25 protein-coding genes and 1 pseudogene are annotated in these 16950 nt (G+C 58.6%); 12 read left to right on the top strand and 14 right to left on the bottom strand.

Annotated elements, in window-relative coordinates; translation table 11 throughout:
- The 12 genes and pseudogenes from PHS32_RS14295 to PHS32_RS14240 form a co-directional block, all read left to right on the top strand.
- Positions 1–332, top strand: a pseudogene (locus PHS32_RS14295) (imidazoleglycerol-phosphate dehydratase); the annotation flags it as partial.
- 23 nt (positions 333–355) lie between these two features.
- A complete protein-coding gene (hisH, locus tag PHS32_RS14290) occupies positions 356–1039 on the top strand; it encodes an imidazole glycerol phosphate synthase subunit HisH (protein WP_301079681.1) in 684 nt (227 codons plus the stop codon).
- A 58-nt stretch (positions 1040–1097) separates the two neighbouring features.
- Entirely contained in the window at positions 1098–1838 is a 741-nt protein-coding gene (gene hisA, locus PHS32_RS14285) for a 1-(5-phosphoribosyl)-5-[(5-phosphoribosylamino)methylideneamino]imidazole-4-carboxamide isomerase (protein ID WP_301079680.1), read from the top strand.
- 153 nt (positions 1839–1991) lie between these two features.
- On the top strand, positions 1992–2792 hold the full coding sequence (gene hisF, locus PHS32_RS14280; protein ID WP_301079686.1) for an imidazole glycerol phosphate synthase subunit HisF: 801 nt from the start codon (positions 1992–1994) through the stop codon (positions 2790–2792).
- A 67-nt stretch (positions 2793–2859) separates the two neighbouring features.
- Positions 2860–3249 (top strand): phosphoribosyl-AMP cyclohydrolase, encoded by a 390-nt coding sequence (gene hisI, locus PHS32_RS14275; RefSeq protein ID WP_301079685.1) that lies wholly within the window; start codon positions 2860–2862, stop codon positions 3247–3249.
- 6 nt (positions 3250–3255) lie between these two features.
- Positions 3256–3636, top strand: coding sequence for a phosphoribosyl-ATP diphosphatase (locus tag PHS32_RS14270; protein ID WP_301079679.1), 381 nt, complete (start codon positions 3256–3258; stop codon positions 3634–3636).
- Entirely contained in the window at positions 3633–4049 is a 417-nt protein-coding gene (locus PHS32_RS14265; RefSeq protein WP_301079678.1) for a hypothetical protein, read from the top strand. Before PHS32_RS14270 ends, PHS32_RS14265 begins: the two co-directional genes overlap by 4 nt.
- The gene (locus PHS32_RS14260; RefSeq protein ID WP_301079677.1) at positions 4046–4420 is read left to right on the top strand and encodes a histidine triad nucleotide-binding protein; all 375 of its coding nucleotides are present in this window, start codon (positions 4046–4048) and stop codon (positions 4418–4420) included. Before PHS32_RS14265 ends, PHS32_RS14260 begins: the two co-directional genes overlap by 4 nt.
- Positions 4421–4460: 40 nt before the next feature.
- A complete protein-coding gene (tatA, locus tag PHS32_RS14255) occupies positions 4461–4703 on the top strand; it encodes a Sec-independent protein translocase subunit TatA (RefSeq protein WP_301079676.1) in 243 nt (80 codons plus the stop codon).
- A gap of 35 nt (positions 4704–4738) precedes the next feature.
- On the top strand, positions 4739–5203 hold the full coding sequence (gene tatB, locus PHS32_RS14250; protein WP_301079675.1) for a Sec-independent protein translocase protein TatB: 465 nt from the start codon (positions 4739–4741) through the stop codon (positions 5201–5203).
- Positions 5203–5979: a twin-arginine translocase subunit TatC gene (gene tatC, locus PHS32_RS14245; protein WP_301079674.1), complete on the top strand. Its 777-nt coding sequence runs from the start codon at positions 5203–5205 to the stop codon at positions 5977–5979. The genes tatB and tatC overlap by 1 nt, the downstream gene beginning before the upstream one ends.
- 5 nt (positions 5980–5984) lie before the next feature.
- Positions 5985–7862, top strand: a complete 1878-nt coding sequence (locus tag PHS32_RS14240) for a nucleoside-diphosphate sugar epimerase/dehydratase (RefSeq protein WP_301079672.1) — start codon at positions 5985–5987, stop codon at positions 7860–7862.
- A 277-nt stretch (positions 7863–8139) separates the two neighbouring features.
- Here PHS32_RS14240 and PHS32_RS14235 read toward each other — a convergent pair whose 3' ends face one another.
- From PHS32_RS14235 to PHS32_RS14175, 14 genes are all read right to left on the bottom strand, one after another.
- On the bottom strand, positions 8140–8379 hold the full coding sequence (locus PHS32_RS14235) for a CopG family transcriptional regulator (RefSeq protein WP_301079671.1): 240 nt from the start codon (positions 8377–8379) through the stop codon (positions 8140–8142).
- A 4-nt stretch (positions 8380–8383) separates the two neighbouring features.
- Positions 8384–9088, bottom strand: coding sequence for a YdcF family protein (locus PHS32_RS14230; protein ID WP_301079670.1), 705 nt, complete (start codon positions 9086–9088; stop codon positions 8384–8386).
- Between the two features lie 203 nt (positions 9089–9291).
- Positions 9292–10326 (bottom strand): UDP-glucose 4-epimerase GalE, encoded by a 1035-nt coding sequence (gene galE, locus PHS32_RS14225; protein WP_301079684.1) that lies wholly within the window; start codon positions 10324–10326, stop codon positions 9292–9294.
- Positions 10327–10378: 52 nt separating this feature from the next.
- Entirely contained in the window at positions 10379–10780 is a 402-nt protein-coding gene (locus PHS32_RS14220; protein ID WP_301079669.1) for a type II toxin-antitoxin system VapC family toxin, read from the bottom strand.
- On the bottom strand, positions 10777–11037 hold the full coding sequence (locus PHS32_RS14215) for an AbrB/MazE/SpoVT family DNA-binding domain-containing protein (RefSeq protein WP_301079668.1): 261 nt from the start codon (positions 11035–11037) through the stop codon (positions 10777–10779). Before PHS32_RS14215 ends, PHS32_RS14220 begins: the two co-directional genes overlap by 4 nt.
- Positions 11038–11795: 758 nt before the next feature.
- The gene (locus PHS32_RS14210) at positions 11796–12113 is read right to left on the bottom strand and encodes a type II toxin-antitoxin system RelE/ParE family toxin (RefSeq protein ID WP_301079667.1); all 318 of its coding nucleotides are present in this window, start codon (positions 12111–12113) and stop codon (positions 11796–11798) included.
- On the bottom strand, positions 12110–12394 hold the full coding sequence (locus PHS32_RS14205) for a type II toxin-antitoxin system ParD family antitoxin (protein WP_301079666.1): 285 nt from the start codon (positions 12392–12394) through the stop codon (positions 12110–12112). Before PHS32_RS14205 ends, PHS32_RS14210 begins: the two co-directional genes overlap by 4 nt.
- 137 nt (positions 12395–12531) lie before the next feature.
- Positions 12532–12675, bottom strand: a complete 144-nt coding sequence (locus tag PHS32_RS24255) for a PIN domain-containing protein (protein WP_366143488.1) — start codon at positions 12673–12675, stop codon at positions 12532–12534.
- Positions 12644–12952, bottom strand: a complete 309-nt coding sequence (locus PHS32_RS14200) for a PIN domain-containing protein (RefSeq protein ID WP_366143487.1) — start codon at positions 12950–12952, stop codon at positions 12644–12646. The genes PHS32_RS24255 and PHS32_RS14200 overlap by 32 nt, the downstream gene beginning before the upstream one ends.
- Before the next feature lie 12 nt (positions 12953–12964).
- Entirely contained in the window at positions 12965–13354 is a 390-nt protein-coding gene (locus PHS32_RS14195; protein WP_301079665.1) for a hypothetical protein, read from the bottom strand.
- 108 nt (positions 13355–13462) lie between these two features.
- Positions 13463–13816 carry a VanZ family protein gene (locus PHS32_RS14190; protein ID WP_301079664.1) on the bottom strand — a complete coding sequence of 118 codons (354 nt, stop codon included), beginning with the start codon at positions 13814–13816 and terminating at the stop codon, positions 13463–13465.
- A gap of 53 nt (positions 13817–13869) precedes the next feature.
- Positions 13870–14553, bottom strand: a complete 684-nt coding sequence (locus PHS32_RS14185) for a sugar transferase (protein ID WP_301079663.1) — start codon at positions 14551–14553, stop codon at positions 13870–13872.
- Positions 14554–14555: 2 nt separating this feature from the next.
- A complete protein-coding gene (locus PHS32_RS14180; RefSeq protein WP_301079662.1) occupies positions 14556–15743 on the bottom strand; it encodes a UDP-N-acetylglucosamine 4,6-dehydratase in 1188 nt (395 codons plus the stop codon).
- Positions 15740–16852, bottom strand: coding sequence for a LegC family aminotransferase (locus PHS32_RS14175; protein ID WP_301079661.1), 1113 nt, complete (start codon positions 16850–16852; stop codon positions 15740–15742). The genes PHS32_RS14180 and PHS32_RS14175 overlap by 4 nt, the downstream gene beginning before the upstream one ends.
- Positions 16853–16950: the final 98 nt, after the last annotated feature.

The raw sequence follows: 16950 nt of genomic DNA, 5'->3' as shown, positions 1-16950 counted from the left end.
AAGGCATTTGTCGCTATGGTCACGCCTACGTGCCGCTGGACGAAGCGCTCTCGCGCGTTGTCATTGACTTGTCTGGACGCCCCGGTCTGATCATGAACGTGCCCTTCAAGAGCGGCATGATAGGCACTTTTGACAGTCAGCTTGCGCATGAGTTTTTTCAGGGCTTTGTGAACCACGCTTTTGTCACGCTGCACATCGACAACTTGCGCGGCGAGAACGCCCACCACCAGGCCGAGACCGTGTTCAAGGCCTTTGCCCGTGCCTTGCGGGCGGCCCTGGCGCAGGATCCCCGCGCCGCCGGGACCATTCCATCGACCAAGGGCACGCTCTAGTCCAGTCGATATTGCAAGCAGCTATGAATTCAGCAGTGAATAGCGTCAGCAAGAAGACCGTTGCCGTGGTTGACTACGGCATGGGCAATTTGCGCTCGGTGTCGCAGGCGGTGCAAGCCGCTGCCGCAGGCAGTGGCTACCAGGTGCTGATTACCGCCGACCCGGAGCAGGTACGGGCTTGTGAGCGCCTAGTGCTGCCGGGGCAGGGGGCCATGCCCGACTGCATGCGCGAATTGCGTGAATCGGGTTTGCAGGCATCGGTGCTCGAAGCGGCCGCCAGCAAGCCCCTGTTCGGGGTCTGCGTCGGCATGCAAATGCTGTTGGACCATAGTGCCGAGGGCAACACCCCAGGCTTGGGCTTGATCCACGGTGAAGTGCTGAAGTTCGACTTGATTGGTCGGTTGCAACCGGATGGCAGCCGCTATAAAGTGCCGCAAATGGGCTGGAACCAGGTCTATCGCAACAACCACGGCGGAGCGCCGCATCCGGTATGGGGCGAGGTGCCCGATGGCAGCTATTTCTATTTTGTGCACAGTTTTTACGCACAACCGTCGGATGCGCGCCACAGCGTGGGCGAGACTGACTACGGTCATCGCTTCTGCTCGGCAATTGCGCGTGATAATATTTTCGCCACCCAATTCCATCCCGAAAAAAGTGCCGATCACGGTCTGTCTCTGTACCGGAATTTCCTTCACTGGAATCCATGAAGTCTTCGCTCGCCCTGAGCTTCTCGCCGCAACTCTTCCTCATCAACTCTGAAGCATCATGCTTTTAATTCCTGCAATTGACCTCAAAGACGGTAACTGTGTCCGCCTCAAGCAAGGCGACATGGACCAATCCACCACCTTTGGCGAAGATCCGGTCCTGATGGCCAGCAACTGGGTAGCCAAAGGTGCGCGCCGCCTGCACCTGGTGGACCTGAATGGTGCGTTTGCGGGTCATCCGAAAAACGAGAAAGCGATTCGCAGGATTCTCAAGGAAGTCGGCAGCGCGGTGGACGTGCAACTCGGCGGCGGCATCCGTGATCTGGACGTCATCGAGCGTTACCTGGATGCCGGTTTGCGCTACGTCATCATAGGCACGGCGGCCATCAGGAACCCCGGTTTTTTGCAGGATGCCTGTACCGCTTTTGGCGGTCACATCATTGTCGGCCTGGACGCGCGTGACGGCAAAGTGGCCACCGACGGCTGGAGCAAGCTGACGCGCCACGACGTGGTCGATCTGGGCAAAAAGTTCGAGGATTTTGGTGTCGAATCCATCATCTATACCGACATCGGGCGTGATGGCATGCTCAGCGGCATCAATGTCGAAGCCACGGTCAAGCTGGCCCAGGCCTTGAGCATCCCGGTGATTGCGTCCGGCGGCCTGTCCAACATCGCCGACATCGAAGCCTTGTGCGATGTCGAAGACGAAGGGATCGAAGGCGTCATCTGTGGCCGTGCCATCTATTCCGGTGATCTCGACTTCGCCGCCGCGCAACGGCGGGCCGACGAGCTTAACGGCTGAATTCATTGAGATTTTCATAAATCATGACGTGCACAACGGGACACGCTGTCATGCCGGACTTGATCCGGCATCCATGGATTGCGGGTCAGGCCCGCAATGACAAAGCCGCATCCGTTCCTGTGCAATGTGTCGTGAATGTCGGAAGCATCAATAGTGCTCGCTAAACGCATCATTCCGTGCCTGGATGTTACCGGTGGGCGTGTCGTCAAGGGGGTCAACTTTGTCGAGCTGCGCGACGCTGGCGATCCGGTGGAGATTGCCGCGCGCTACAACGAGCAGGGTGCCGATGAGCTTACTTTTCTCGACATCACCGCCACCAGCGACGCGCGCGATCTGATCCTGCACATCATTGAGGCAGTGGCCTCCCAGGTGTTCATACCGCTCACCGTCGGTGGCGGCGTGCGCACGGTGGACGATGTGCGCCGCCTGCTCAATGCCGGCGCCGACAAGACCAGCTTCAACTCCGCGGCACTGGCCAACCCGCAGGTGATTGCGGATGCGTCGGCCAAATACGGTGCCCAGTGCATTGTGCTGGCGATCGACGCCAAACGGCGTACCGAAGCCGATGCCCTGCGCCTCGATGCCCAGGGGCTGCCAATAGGCCCAGGCTGGGACGTATACAGCCACGGCGGGCGCCACAACACCGGCCGCGACGCGGTCGCTTGGGCCACCGAGATGGCGCAGCGCGGCGCCGGTGAGATTTTGCTCACCAGCATGGACCGCGATGGCACCAAGGCGGGTTTTGATCTGGCGCTGACACGGGCCGTCAGCGACGCTGTCAGCGTGCCCGTGATCGCTTCCGGCGGCGTCGGTACACTGGACCATCTGGCCGACGGCATCCAGCTCGGTGGTGCCGATGCAGTGCTGGCGGCCAGCATCTTTCATTACGGCGAATTCACCATCGCTCAGGCCAAAGCCAGAATGGCCCAGCGTGGCATTCCGGTCAGAATGTAAGCAATTTGCCGGACCGACCGAAGTTTCGCGCAGCGAAACAACGCTGTCCTCAACCGACCAAGGATTTATGAAGTGGCTTGACGCTATCAAATGGGACGCACAGGGCCTGATCCCCGTGATCGCACAGGAGCAGGGCAGCAACGATGTCCTGATGTTGGCCTGGATGAACCGCGAAGCCTTGCAAAAAACGGCGGAAACCGGCCGTGCGGTATATTTCAGCCGTTCGCGTGGCAGGCTGTGGTTCAAGGGCGAAGAATCGGGCCATGTACAGACCGTGCATGAAATCCGTCTGGACTGCGATAGCGATGTGATCTTGCTCAAAGTCACTCAAATGGGGCACACACCGGGCATTGCCTGCCACACCGGACGCCACAGCTGCTTTTTCAGCGTGTATCAGAACGGTACCTGGAAAATCACCGAACCGGTCTTGAAAGACCCGCAAACTATCTACAAATAAACGCCTATGTCTGTTCATGTTTCTGCCCCCGATTCACTGGCCGCCTTGGCGCGTGTGATTGAGAGTCGCTTGTCGCAAAACGGTGGCGATCCGGATGCCAGTTACGTGGCGCGCCTGTTGCACAAGGGGCCGGATGCGTTCCTGAAAAAAATCGGCGAAGAAGCCACCGAGGTGGTGATGGCTGCCAAGGATGCCGACTTTGGCGGCGACAAGACAAAAATCGTGTCTGAAGTGGCGGACCTGTGGTTTCACTGCATGGTTGCGCTGGCCCATTACGGGTTAAGCCCGGCCGATGTGGTGGCGGAACTGGAGCGCCGCGTCGGCACCAGCGGGATTGAAGAAAAGGCCTTGCGCAAGGCGCTGGCGCGTGAAGGAAAAGCCTCGTGACGCAAGATTTTTCCAACCCGGGCAATGATCCCGACCTGGACCGAGTCACCCTGCAAAGACTCCAGTCCCTCAACACGGTCGGCACCATCAGCTACATCCTGCATTTGATTGTGGCGGTTGGTGCCCTGATTCCGGGCGGGCAGTTTGGCCCGCTGCTGTTGCTTGCGGCTTTGATCATCGACATGATCAAACGCCCCGATGCCGAGGGCACTTGGCACGCTTCGCATTTTCGCTGGCGCATCCGCACCGTTGTCATCGCGGCGTTGCTGTACGCGGCTACGGTCCCGTTATGGTTTCTCTTTATTGTTCCCGGATGGATCGCCTGGTGTGCAATCTCCATCTGGTTTCTTTACCGCATCGTGACTGGCATGGTGCGCATGAACAAAGGACTTGCCATGGAGTTTGCCGCATGACCGAAGCGACTGTTCAGAACGACCCGGATTGTCTGTTTTGCAAGATTGTGGCGGGCAAAATCCCGTCCAAGCTGGTTTATCAGGACGAGGAAATTTTTGTTTTCCATGATATTCACCCGTGGGCGCCGGTGCATTTTCTGATGATTCCGAAGCGCCACATTCCGTCCATGGCCCAGGTCACGGTCGAGCACGCCGGATTGCTGGGGCGCATGATGGTGCTGGCGCCCGAGTTGGCCCTGCAGCAAGGGTGCAACCCCTACCCGCAAGGGGGTTTTCGCATTCTGAGCAATACCGGGGCAGAGGGGCGACAGGAAGTGCAACATCTCCATATTCACGTGATGGGCGGGCCGCGTCCCTGGCTTAGGGGCTGATTTGCCGACTAAAATCGGCGCAACTCGTTAGGAGAATCCCATGGGACTTTCGACAACACATCTGATTATTTTTCTGGTCATCATCGTGGTGATTTTTGGCACCAAGAAGCTTCGCAACATCGGGTCTGACCTGGGCGGCGCAGTCAAGGGTTTCAAGGACGGCATGAAAGACGGGGCCGACAAACCGGCTGACGCGCCTGCCGCTGCACCGGTCCAGCAGGTCAGCGCCACGGCCAGCACGGCCAAAGAAACCATTGATGTTGAAGCCAAGACCAAGGCCTGATGCTGCAGGCCGAAGAGTCGAAGAGATTCCTGTAAGTGATTGATATCGGGGTCACCAAGCTCGCCATCGTGGGCGCCATCGCGCTGCTTGTCGTGGGTCCTGAAAAGTTGCCGGGTCTGGCCAAGACCCTGGGGACTTTGCTGGGGCGCGCGCGGCGCTACGTGGCCGATGTGAAGAATGAGGTCAATCGCTCCATGGAGCTCGATGAACTCAAAAAGATGAAAGACACGGTTGAAAACGCCGCGCGCGATGTTGAGAATTCGATTCAGACCAGCGCCGCCGATTTCGAGAAAAGCTGGGCCGAGACCACCGGGATGGTGTCCAGCACGCCCGCTAGCGACGTAGCCCCCAGTTTTCCGCAGTACAAACACCCCAGGAAGAAGTGGCGCGTCAAACAGGGCGCCACGCCACGCTGGTACAAGGCCCGTAGCGGCGTGCGCACCAACGCCTTGTCCGGGGCGGCCCGGGTGGCCCGGTTTCGACCCACCAGACTGAGCTGATGACCGACCCCACCCAAAAAGAAGACGAACTGGCAGGTACCGAGCAGCCTTTCGTACAGCACCTCATCGAGCTGCGGGATCGGCTTTTGCGTTCGATCTACGGTATCGCCGGTGTGTTGGCGGTGTTGCTGTTTTACCCCGGCCCTTCCAAGCTCTATGACTTGCTGGCGATGCCGCTGGTCAAGGCCTTGCCGGAGGGTTCGCGCATGATCGCGGTGGGGGTGGTGTCGCCGTTTCTGGTGCCGATCAAGGTTTCGGTGCTGGCGGCGATGGCGCTGTCCCTGCCCTGGATTCTTTACCAGATCTGGGCCTTTGTCGCACCGGGCTTGTACAAGCACGAAAAAAAGCTGGTTTTGCCCCTGGTGGCGGCCAGCACCATCCTGTTTTACACCGGTGCCGCGTTTTGCTACTTTTTTGTCTTCGGACAGGCTTTTCCGGCGATCCAGAAAATGGCACCGATGTCGGTCGCCGTCAGCCCCGACATCGAAGCCTACCTCGACTTTGTCATCACCATGTTCATCGCGTTCGGGGTCGCGTTCGAGGTGCCCATTGCGGTCGTTATTCTGGCCCGCATGGGCATCGTGACGATTGCGCAGTTGAAGTCGTTCCGGACTTACTTTGTGGTTGGCGCGGCGGCGGTGGCCGGTCTGGTCACGCCGCCCGACCCGGTCTCCATGGTTGCCTTGCTGATTCCAATGGTCCTGCTTTATGAGTTGGGCATCCTGGCGGCAAAGCTGTTTATCAAGCACACCGCAGCCCCCGAACAAGACGTGTGACGCCCATGTTCAAGCAAGTGCTGGATTGGCCACGCTCCGTCAAGCGCTCGCTGGTCATCGTCGTTGACGTGATCCTGTCCCTGGTCGCGACCTGGGTGGCTTATTCCCTGCGGTTTGAAACACTGCATTGGCCAACTGGATGGCAATGGGGCGTCTACCTGCTAGGCCCCGTTCTGGCCATCCCGATTTTTGCCCGGCTCGGTCTCTACCGCGCCATCTTTCGCTACACCGGTCTGGACACCTTGCTGACCACCGGGAAGGCGGTTGCGCTGTATGCGCTGGCGCTTATTGCCGTCTTGCTGTGGCCCATGCGGCCGGTTTTTCCGCTCACTTCGGGTGTCTTGCAGCCCATCATTTTCTTTCTTCTGGTGAGTGCCAGCCGGGTCTCGGCGCAGTATTGGTTGACCGGCATCAGCCTGGGAAAGCAGCCCAATCAAGGCCGCATGTTGATATTTGGTGCCGGTGCGGCGGGCGTGCAGACGTCGTCGGCGATGGCTGTCACCGGGCGTCTGAAACTGCTTGGGTTCGTCGACGAAGATCCGGCCAAGATCGGGCAGACCATCAATGGTGTGCCGGTTTTCGCGGCAGCAGAGGTTCCTGCTGTCGTGAAGAAACTCGGCATCACCGACATCTTGTTGGCGATACCGAGCGCCACCCGGGAGCGGCGCAACAAGATCATCCAGAGTCTGCGGTCGCTGCATGTTCACACCAGAACCTTGCCCGGTTTGGCCGATCTGGCCAGCGGTCGCGTCACGCTACAGGATTTTCGCGAGCTTGACGTTGAGGATTTGCTGGCGCGCGAAGCGGTCGCGCCACAGGCCGACCTGCTGGCTAGCAGTCTTTTCAATCAGACTATTTTGGTGACCGGGGCCGGCGGCAGTATCGGCAGCGAGTTATGCCGCCAGATCTTGCCGGAGTTGCCGCGGCGCCTCTTGTTGCTGGACCACAGTGAGTTTGGTCTGTACACCTTGCACCGCGAGTTGGAGGCCTGGTGCGCAGCGCATGAATCGGACGTGGAGCTGGTGCCCTTGCTGGCCAGCGTGGGCAATCGGCGCCGGCTGGACTGGATTTGCACCACCTACCAGCCCGACACCGTGTACCACGCAGCCGCCTACAAGCATGTGCCGATGGTGGAATGCAACCCGTCGGAAGGCATTTTGAACAACGTGTTCGGCACCTTGAACATGGCGCAGGCGGCGCAGGCCGCCAGGGTCGCCCGCTTTGTGTTGGTGTCCTCCGACAAGGCGGTACGACCCACCAACCTGATGGGGGCCAGCAAGCGCATGGCCGAACTGGTATTGCAGGCCCTGGCGAGCCAGACCGAGGCGCCCGGAACCTGCTTCAGCATGGTTCGGTTTGGCAACGTCCTGGGCTCTAGCGGTAGCGTGGTGCCCATGTTTCGGGCGCAACTGGCGCGCGGCGGGCCGTTGACCGTCACCCACCCGGAGGTCACCCGCTATTTCATGACTATCCCGGAGGCCGTGCAACTGGTGTTGCAAGCTGCCGCCATGGCTGCGGGGGGCGAAGTGTTTGTGCTGGAGATGGGTGAGCCGGTCAAGATCATCGACCTGGCGCGTCGCCTGGTGGCCTTGTCCGGGCTCCAGGTGCGTGACGCCGGGCAACCCGATGGCGACATCGAATTTACCTTCATCGGACTGCGCCCCGGCGAAAAACTCTATGAAGAACTATTGATTGGCAACAACCCGACGCCCACTGAACATCCCCGCATCATGAAAGCCCATGAAGATTTCATGGCATGGCCCGAACTGCTGAGCCACCTCCAGCAGCTACAGCAAGCGGCCGCGGAAGAGGATGTTGAAGCGATCCGGCGCGTGCTGAGAACCTGTGTCCACGGGTTTCATGATCAGCCTGCTCCGGATTGACGCGCCGCCTGATCGTCAAGGCATTATTGCCTCAAGGCTGTCAGTGCCACTGGGCTGTCATTACCACAGAGTTCCCGGCTGTCATTGCGGACACCGATCCGCAATCCATGGATCCCGGGTCAGGCCCGGGATGACAACGGGGCCCGGCATGGCAGATGCGGGTTGGCAAATGCCCACGCTGTACAGCATTGAGCGTCAGGCCGGGTGGCCCCAATTGCTTTGTTGACGAGAAATGTGTGAAGGCCGGACAGGTCGGATTGCGCCCGCGCCGAGAGTCTTACGTGTGGCATAGGGGCACAGGTGCTGCAGGGTTTTGCTGGACTTTATCTACCCAAGTATTGAATTCGTCCAGTGTGATGTGCTGGCCAGTTTGTTTGTAATGCTCAAAGGAGGCTTGGGCAGCTGCGATGAAGTTTTGCCGCGCCTCTTCCTTCTTCACATATTCGAGAATAGCTTCTTTCATCAGGTAGTGAGGGGTGCGTTTCTTGGCCGTTGCCAGGGTCGCGATGGGACCCAATTTCCTACCATCCCACCCACTTGCCTACAAGTTCCTTCATCGCCCTGCCGCTGCCATCCAGGGCCAGTGCATCCGGTAGCCAGGCCAGTAGGCCGGGGGGTGGCAAGCGGTCGGCTTCAAAATCGGTGGGGGCCGGGACTGCTTGCAGGTCTTGTGCGGTAAACAGGGCCAGGGCGCGCGGCATGTGCAGGGCGGAGGTTACCAACAGGATGTGGTGAATGCCGCGTGCCTTGAGCAGCGTGGCGCTGAGGGCGGCGTTTTCGCGGGTGTTGCGGCTCGTCTCTTCCAGCACCATGGCATCAGGTGGCACGCCCAAGTCCTGCAAAAAAATGGCCATGGCGCGCGCTTCCGAATAGGCATCGCGCTCCGGGTCGCTGCCGCCACTGAGTATCAGCAGCGGCGCCTTGCCGGCATGAAACAGGCGCGCCGAGTACCAAACCCGGTCCGCCGCCGACTGCAAATTGATGTCTGAGGATTTACCCGATGGCGGTGACACCGCGCCGCCCAGGACCACCAGCGCCGACGACTGCGGTACCGCCGCGATGGGCCGTTGCGGAAATTGGTCCTCAATGGTGCCGCGCAGCCACAGGCTCGTCACCGGCATCGACCAGACCCACAACCAGACCAAGGCCAACGCCCCCAAGGCTGCCGGCATCCCCAGAGCGGTCGGCGCCGCCAAGTGCTGCCGCGGTGCCCCAGGGGCTGTCATTGCGGACTCCGATCCGCAATCCATGGATCCCGGGTCGCGCCCGGGATGACAACTGGGGCTGGGATGACAACTGAGCCCTGGAGGAGCACCAAGCGACCTACTGCGCAAACGCCTGCGCCATGCCAGCAAGAGAGCCAAGCCAGTCAGACAGAAAGCCGTTCCCAAAGGGGACAGCAGCCAGATGACAAATTTGGACACCAAAGTCAACACCTGGATTGCCCGGGTGTTGACTTGTACCCGTCCGGATTGCTACTTTGCCAGCGCCAAGCGTCGGCACACATGGCGTCCAGCCCGCGCTGGGCGCGCCAACCCAGCAGTGCCAAGGCTTGTGCCGGATCGGCATAGCAGGAAGCAATATCACCGGCACGGCGCGGCGCTACCTTGTAGGGTACCGGCTTGCCACTGGCTTGCTCGAACGCCCGCACCATTTCCAGCACGCTGTAACCCACCCCGGTGCCCAGGTTGATCGCCAGGCACTCGGCGTGCTGCTCAAGGCGCTGCAGCGCCTTGAGGTGCCCCAGCGCCAGGTCCACCACATGAATGTAGTCGCGCACACCGGTGCCGTCAGGGGTGGGGTAGTCGTCGCCCCACACGTTCAGGAACGTGCGCCGCCCCACGGCCACCTGTGCCACAAATGGCAGCAGGTTGTTGGGCGTGCCGCGCGGGTCTTCGCCAATCAGGCCGCTGGCATGCGCCCCCACCGGGTTGAAGTAGCGCAAGATGCTCACGTGCCAGCTTGGATCGCTGCGGAACAGATCACGCAGCATCTCTTCAATCACCAGCTTGGTTTGCCCATACGGGTTGGTGGCAGACAGAGGATGATCCTCAGTCAGCGGCAGGCGCTGCGGGTTGCCATAGACCGTGGCCGATGAGCTGAACACCAGGGTTTTCACGCCGCACTCACGCATGGCCTCAAGCAAGCGCAAGGTGCCCACCACATTGTTGTCATAGTAAGCGAGCGGGTCTTGTACCGACTCCCCCACCGCCTTGAGTCCGGCGAAATGGATCACGGCACTGGCGCCGCTGCGGCGCAAGGCTGCCACCAACGCCGTCCGGTCGCGAACGTCGCCCTGCACCAGGGCTGGCTTCTTGCCGGTGATGCGTTCCACACGCGCCAGGGCTTCGGGCAGGCTGTTGCAAAAGTTGTCGAACACCGTGACCTCGTGCCCCGCGTTAAGCAACTCGACAATCGTGTGGGAGCCGATATAGCCGGCGCCGCCAGTGACAAAAATCATGATGGGGGATTGTCCTGGGAATTGATTGGGATCTGACCCCAATTAATTCTGAAAGTTAGACCGGTGTGACGACGTTTAACGATGCAAAGTAGTTGCGAAAAAAACCAGCATCGCTGGTCAGTAGCGCATCAGCTTGTTGAGTGGCGTGGGCGCCGATCAAAAAGTCAGGGGCCACACGCTCACGTGGCCCCTTGTTGCGGGCATAGCCGCGCATGATGCGTGCAGCTTCCAGCGCCGCTTCCATTGACAGCGGGTCGTGGTCAATTTGGCACGCAACCAAAAACTCACGCAAGTCTTGCTCGTTGGAAAAGTAACGTCCCAGCTCCGCCACCACCACTGCGCAGACGCACAGGCTGCCATGGGTCAGTGCAGCCTCTAGCGCAATTTGAGCCGCAACAGCACCGGGGGCGCCTTTGACAATGTCAAACAACACACTCGAATCAACAGCGGTCTTCATGGCTTAGCATCCCCGCCCTGCCAAGGCACGGGGCGGCCACGCAGTTCTGACAAGGCTTCGTTGGTGGTCAAACCATCATCAATGGCCTTGCCAACCCAGCGGCTCAGGTCAAGCGCCACCTTTTTTTCGATCAGCAGTCGCCCATCTGCCATGCGAATTTGCAGCTTGGCACCGGGTTTGAGGCCCATCGCTTCACGCGCTTCTTTGGGAATCACAATCTGGCCACGTTCTGCCAGAGTTACATCCATCGGCTTCATGACATGCCTTTGTAAGTTAAAAGCACAGTATGAATTATTAAGTATGAATTTGCAAGTACGAATAATACATGGGGGAATTCACATGGGTTTATAGCGGAAAGGGCACGCAACCCTTTTCCTCGCCGGCGTCAAGGTGGCGCAAAGCCACGGCTGTCAGTGCATAACCCAGCCTGTCATTGCGGGCTCTGACCCGCAATCCATGGATCCCGGATCGGGTCCGGGATGACAACTGGGTAGGGTCGATCACCTAATTGGAATCTGACCCCAATTAATTCACCAAAAATAAAGGGACGCAAAGCTACGGTTCTCTTTGCGGACGTCCAAGCTGTCATTGCGACCTAAGGCTGTCATTGCGGACGCCGATCCGCAATCCATCCCCACAACCTCACCACCATCCACCCTGCCAAAATCCCCACAGCATTCGCCAACAGATCAAGCCACTCCGCAGAGCGAGTCGGGGTAAAAGACTGCTAAATTTCTATTAGCGCGCCGTAGGCTAACAGGCTCAGCAGTGTGAATGCCAAATGCTGTGGGAAAGCCTTGCAGCCCAACCACGCCAACACGCCAAAGGCCAGCAAGTGGTTTGATTTGTCCCAGCCGGTGGTGATTACGGGAAGTGGCGACGGCATCAGCGCCAACACCAGTACTGCCAACACACAGGCAAAGAAGGCCCGAACCCATCTGGAAAATCGCGGCGTCATATTTCCGAGTTAACAGGGCGAGGAGACAGCAGCCAACTGGCGAATTTGGACACCTACTCACACATCCTCGTCCAGCTGCAACAAGGTATGGTAATTTTGCCCTCCATAGAACACGCCGATAATCGAGACTCGATCTGTGTCGACCTCGAAAGCGATCACGGCGCGCTTCTTGTAATTTGTGACGCGCAGTCCAGGGCGAACATCATCGCGACGAGTACCCCGGTGCGGGAAGCTATGCAAGCCCTCGCAATAGGTGACGATGGCGTTGGTGTAGCGGTAGGCGATCTCGGGTGAGGCTGCGTCCGCGATGTATCGATAGAGCGATTCAAGTTGCTCCAGCGCCTCAGGCGAGAATACGACAGAGTAATGCTTCACGCTTTTACAGTGACAGTGGCCTTCTCATGCTGTGCCGCAAGGCGCGAGCGCACCTGATCAATGGAGACGGCTCGCACCGGATTCGCCTTCAGTGCGTCATAGGCTGGCCCCACTTCTTGAAGTAACCAACTCTCCACAGCACGGTCGCGTGCCATCAAGGCGCGCAGCCCGTCCCGGATCACTTCGCTCTCGGTTGCGTACTCACCTCCAGCCACCTTGGTCTTGACAACATTGGCCATCTCATTGGGCAGGGTGATGCTGAATTGCTGGGTTGTACGCATGCTGGGCTCCGATTTGACAGGATTAAATCCTACTATAACTTCGAGCTTTGTGCCACCGTTAGAAAAAGGGGTGTCGGGAGTAAATCCAGGCGGCTGCGGGGGTTTTTTAGGGACGACTAATTGGAATCTGACCCCAATTAATTCGGTATGAACGGATTGATCAATTGCACGCCAGTGCTGGCGAAGTCGGCCACGTTGCGCGTCACCACGGTCATGCCGTGTTCGAGCGCCGTCGCCGCGATCATCGCATCACGCTCCGAGCGCGGATTGGGTACGTGCATAGTCGCGCACAACATTGCGGTGTTGTCGGTGAATGGCAGGACGCGGCCGGCGAAATTTTCCCGCACACCGGCTAGCTGGCAAGGTGTGTAGCACGCTGCCTTGCGGCGGTGTCCTGCGTTCCAGCGTCAAGACGCCTCGCTCCAGTTCGAGGACGTTGATTGCCGTGAGAAAAAGCTGACTCACCGGCACGCACGCTGCCCACGCCCGGATCTCGGCCGACTGGTTGGGCTTACCCCGGCACAATTCGGAAATGACGTTGGTATCGAGAACGTACATCGGCTGCGTGCCTCACCCGAGTTCGGCAGCATGCAACTCGACCTGCAGGCGTGGCGGTTCAAACTCGATGTCTGAGTCGCCTGATAATCCACCCGGGATGGCATCCATGACATCCAGTAGTGACAATTCCGGCTGCCCGGCCAGGTGGTAGTAGTCTTCGATCTTCAGCAGCGCGAAGGTGGGCCGGCCACGGTCAGTGATGAACACCGGACCCTCAGCCGCAGCGCGCTTGGCCGCACCCACATCGCGCGTGAAGTTCCGGCTTGTATACGTGTGAACGGACATTTTTCGCTCCATCTCCGGTTTGCGCATGGTTTGGCAATTTGCTTCAATGTTTATATGCCGTGACATTGACCGTGGGATGTCAAGACGCAAAAGGGGGTCGTGGATGGCCAGGTCCAACGACTACTCCGGTAGTGACATTGACCGTGGGATGTCAAGACGCAAAAGGGGGCGCAAAGCTACGGTTCTCTTTGCGGGCGTCCAAGCTGTCATTGCGACCCCAGGCAGTCATTGCGGACGCCGATCCGCAACCCACCCCCACGATCTCACCACCATCCAGCCCGCCAAAATCCCCACAGCATCTGCCAAAAGATCAAGCCACTCGGCCGAGCGGGTTGGGGTGAAAGACTGCAGAATTTCTATCAGCGCGCCGTAGGCTAACAGGCTCAGCAGTGTGAATGCCAAATGCTGTGGGAAAGCCTTGCAGCCCAACCACGCCAACACGCCAAAGGCCAGCAAGTGGTTTGATTTGTCCCAGCCGGTGGTGATCATTGGCGGCGGTGACGGCATCAACGCCAGCACCATCACCACCAGTGCACAGACAAAGAAACCCCAAGTCCATACGGAAAAGCGCAGTGTCATATTTCAGAGAGGTTGATTTCTGCGAGTGTGAACGGACTGACGATCTTGCGCTGTCACCTGTCGCCAGGCCATTGCACTAGGGCAGCCAATTCACCCGGCGGTTGGGGCAGTGAACCAAACACCCGCCAAACTACATTCGACTGCGAAAACAGCACCACCCACGCCGTCACACCGATGCACAGCAAGTAGGTGCCCAGCCCTTGGTTGGTCACATACCACTCTTCCAACGCCCCTTTGTACGGTGCGATGATGTTGTCATAGAACTGAACCGAATCTGCCTGACCATGCAGCAAATTCTCCTCATCGCGAAAGATGATGGAGCCGATGCCTGAAAGACCTGGACGCACCCGGCTAATGGCATTCTGCGAGGCGGTTGGAAAAACATCAAAGCAGCGTTGCGTCTGTGGACGTGGGCCAATGATGCTCATATCGCCGTTCAGGATGTTCAGCAACTGCGGCAGCTCGTTGATCTTGGTCTTGCGCAGGAAGTGCCCCATTGGCAATATGCGAGGGTCGTTCTTGGTCGTTATGGTCCCGGTGCCCAGGTTGGGACTGTTTTTGAGCATGGTGGCAAACTTGTAAAGTTTGAAAGTCCTGCCACCTTTCCCGACACGGTTCTGCAGGAAAAACACCTCGCCCTCGCCGGTCAGGCGCAGCAGCAGGGCAATGGGTAGCAGCAGCGGCGACAACACAAGCAGTGCCAGACCTGATAAGACGATGTCAAACAAGCGTTGCACAGTTACATCCTCGCATCCAGGTACTTACCAGTTTCCTTGTGGGCAAAGTCCGGAATCATTTCGTTGAACAGGTTGACCATCTCAGCCTTGTCCCAACTTGGTTGCGCCTTGATGGCAGCCATCGTCTCGGTAAAGTGTTGCAGCAGCGCTGCGTTAAATGCTGACGCGTTCTTGATAACCCCCACACTGTCAAAGCGTGCCATGTCCAATGTCTCGCGGTCGGTAAAGAACTCTTCAAAGTCTTTTTCACCCGTCGTATCGCTCTTAAAGAAGTAGCACGGCCATTTCTTCCGGTTGATCAACTCACTGGCGCGGTCGCGCGCCTCGTCCTCGCTGGCGCACTCGTAAGGCTCGAAGCCCAGTTCGTTCAGGTAGCGCACAGCGATGTCTGAGAAGGTGGTCAGATGCAGGTGCTGGCTGAGCTTCGGAAAGAAGATGTCACGGTTTTCACCCAGCAGGCATGACAGCAGGCACAGTTCTCCCGATTCTTGCGGTGTGACAAAGTAACGACGCACGTCGTTGGGTGCGGAAATCGGCTGGCGCTTGGCAAATCGTTGGTTGAAGCCGTGCAGCAGCGAGCCGTCTGAAAACGCCACGTTGGCAAAGCGCGCTGTCGATATTGGCAGATCCAAACTGGCGCGCATGAGAAACATCTCCATAATGCGCTTGCTGGCACCCATCATATTGACCGGGTTGGCAGCTTTATCGGTGGAAACGCAAAAGTACTTGCGAGCACCGTGGGTGCGGGTCAGCTCGATTGTCTTGATGGTGTTGAGGACATTGACTTCAATAAGTCGCATCAAAGTAAACGGGTCTTTTTCGCTGCGCACATGCTTGAGGGCGGAGAGGTTGAGCACATAGTCGTAACCGCTGCCCGCGTTCAACAACGCCTCAAACTCGCGGCTCCCACAATCAATGGCAAAGGTGCTGAAGTCGCCATCAATGTAGCCTAGCGTGCTGCGAATGTCGCGCACCAGTTCAACCATGTTGTTTTCACTGATGTCGACCACATGCAGCACCTTCGGGCCGCGCTTGAAAATCTCGCGGGTAACGGCTTGGCCGATGGAGCCGGCACCGCCAATCACTAGAAAGCGGCTGCCGGCAACCAAGGCGGAGAGTTGTTGTGCATGCCCCAGCACATCCGCGTCAAACAGTGGGCTGTCACGGCCAATCAATTGCAGTGTGTTCATAGGGTTTTGGCATTGAATGGGGGCAACGCGCCGTCTGGCACGCTAGATGGGATGTTTACCACGCGGTCCTCCAGCCACAGGGAGTTGGCCAGGCCATCGTGCTGGCACTGGCTGAACATGGCCAAGCGTGTCATCAAGCGCCAAATGGGCCGCGTCATCACGCCGCGGCTGTTGGTAAATTCAAGAAAGGCGTCGCGTTCTTGCAGAGAACCGAGCACGATGGCGTTGAGCCAGTAGTTGGCTGTGGTGCCCTCAGGCGCGCGTACGACAGTCACACCTATTGAATCAAAAAATTCTGCATAACGTCGGGCCACGTCAGCCTTGACCGCCAGCATCTCCGGCAAACGTTCCATCTGCGCGCAGCCCAATGCGGCGTTAAGGTTAGGCAGGCGGTAGTTGTACCCCACTTCGTCATGCACAAATTCAAACGGGTGCGGTACCTTGGCGGTGGTGGTGAGGTGCTTGGCATGGGTGGCCAGCGCGGCATCGTCGGTAATGATCATGCCGCCACCGCCGGTGGTGATAACCTTGTTGCCGTTAAAGCTCAGTGTGGCCAGCTTGCCAAAGGTGCCGGTGTGACGCTTGCCCACATAACTGCCTAACGACTCGGCAGCGTCTTCCACGACAGCAATGCCGTATTCGTCGCAAACACTGACGATTTCTTCAATGCGACACGGGAAGCCAAAGGTGTGCATGGGCACGCATGCGGCTAGGCGGCGTCCGGTGGATTTATTAAAGGCGCGTCCATCGCGTAGCTCGGCATGGCGCGCCAGAAACTGGCGTAGTGCTGCCGGGCTCATACCCAAGGTGTCGCGGTCCACATCCACCATCACCGGGTGTGCACCGGCATAACTGAGCGCATTGCAAGTGGCGATGAAGGTCAAGGCCTGGGTAATTACCTCGTCATCGGGCAGTACGTCAACCAGTCGTAGCGCCACATGCAGTGCCGCCGTACCGTTGACTGTAGCCACGGCGTATTTGGCGCCAGTAAAGGCCGCCACTTGCTGCTCAAACTCAGTGACCCGGGCGCCCACCGAGGAGACAAAATTGGAGTCAATGCAGTCGATCAGGTATTGTCTTTCATTACCCTCGAAGACAGGGCGGTGCAATGTGACAAAGTCCAAACCATAAATAGAGCGGGAAAAATCAACAATTGCACGAAAGGTAAAAGCACGCTCTTGCAAATGAACATTCATTTTGATTACTT

Origin of the sequence: Rhodoferax sp. (assembly GCF_028714215.1) — a bacterium.
Classification (GTDB): Bacteria; Pseudomonadota; Gammaproteobacteria; order Burkholderiales; family Burkholderiaceae_C; genus Rhodoferax.
This window is presented reverse-complemented; position numbering and strand designations above follow the sequence as displayed.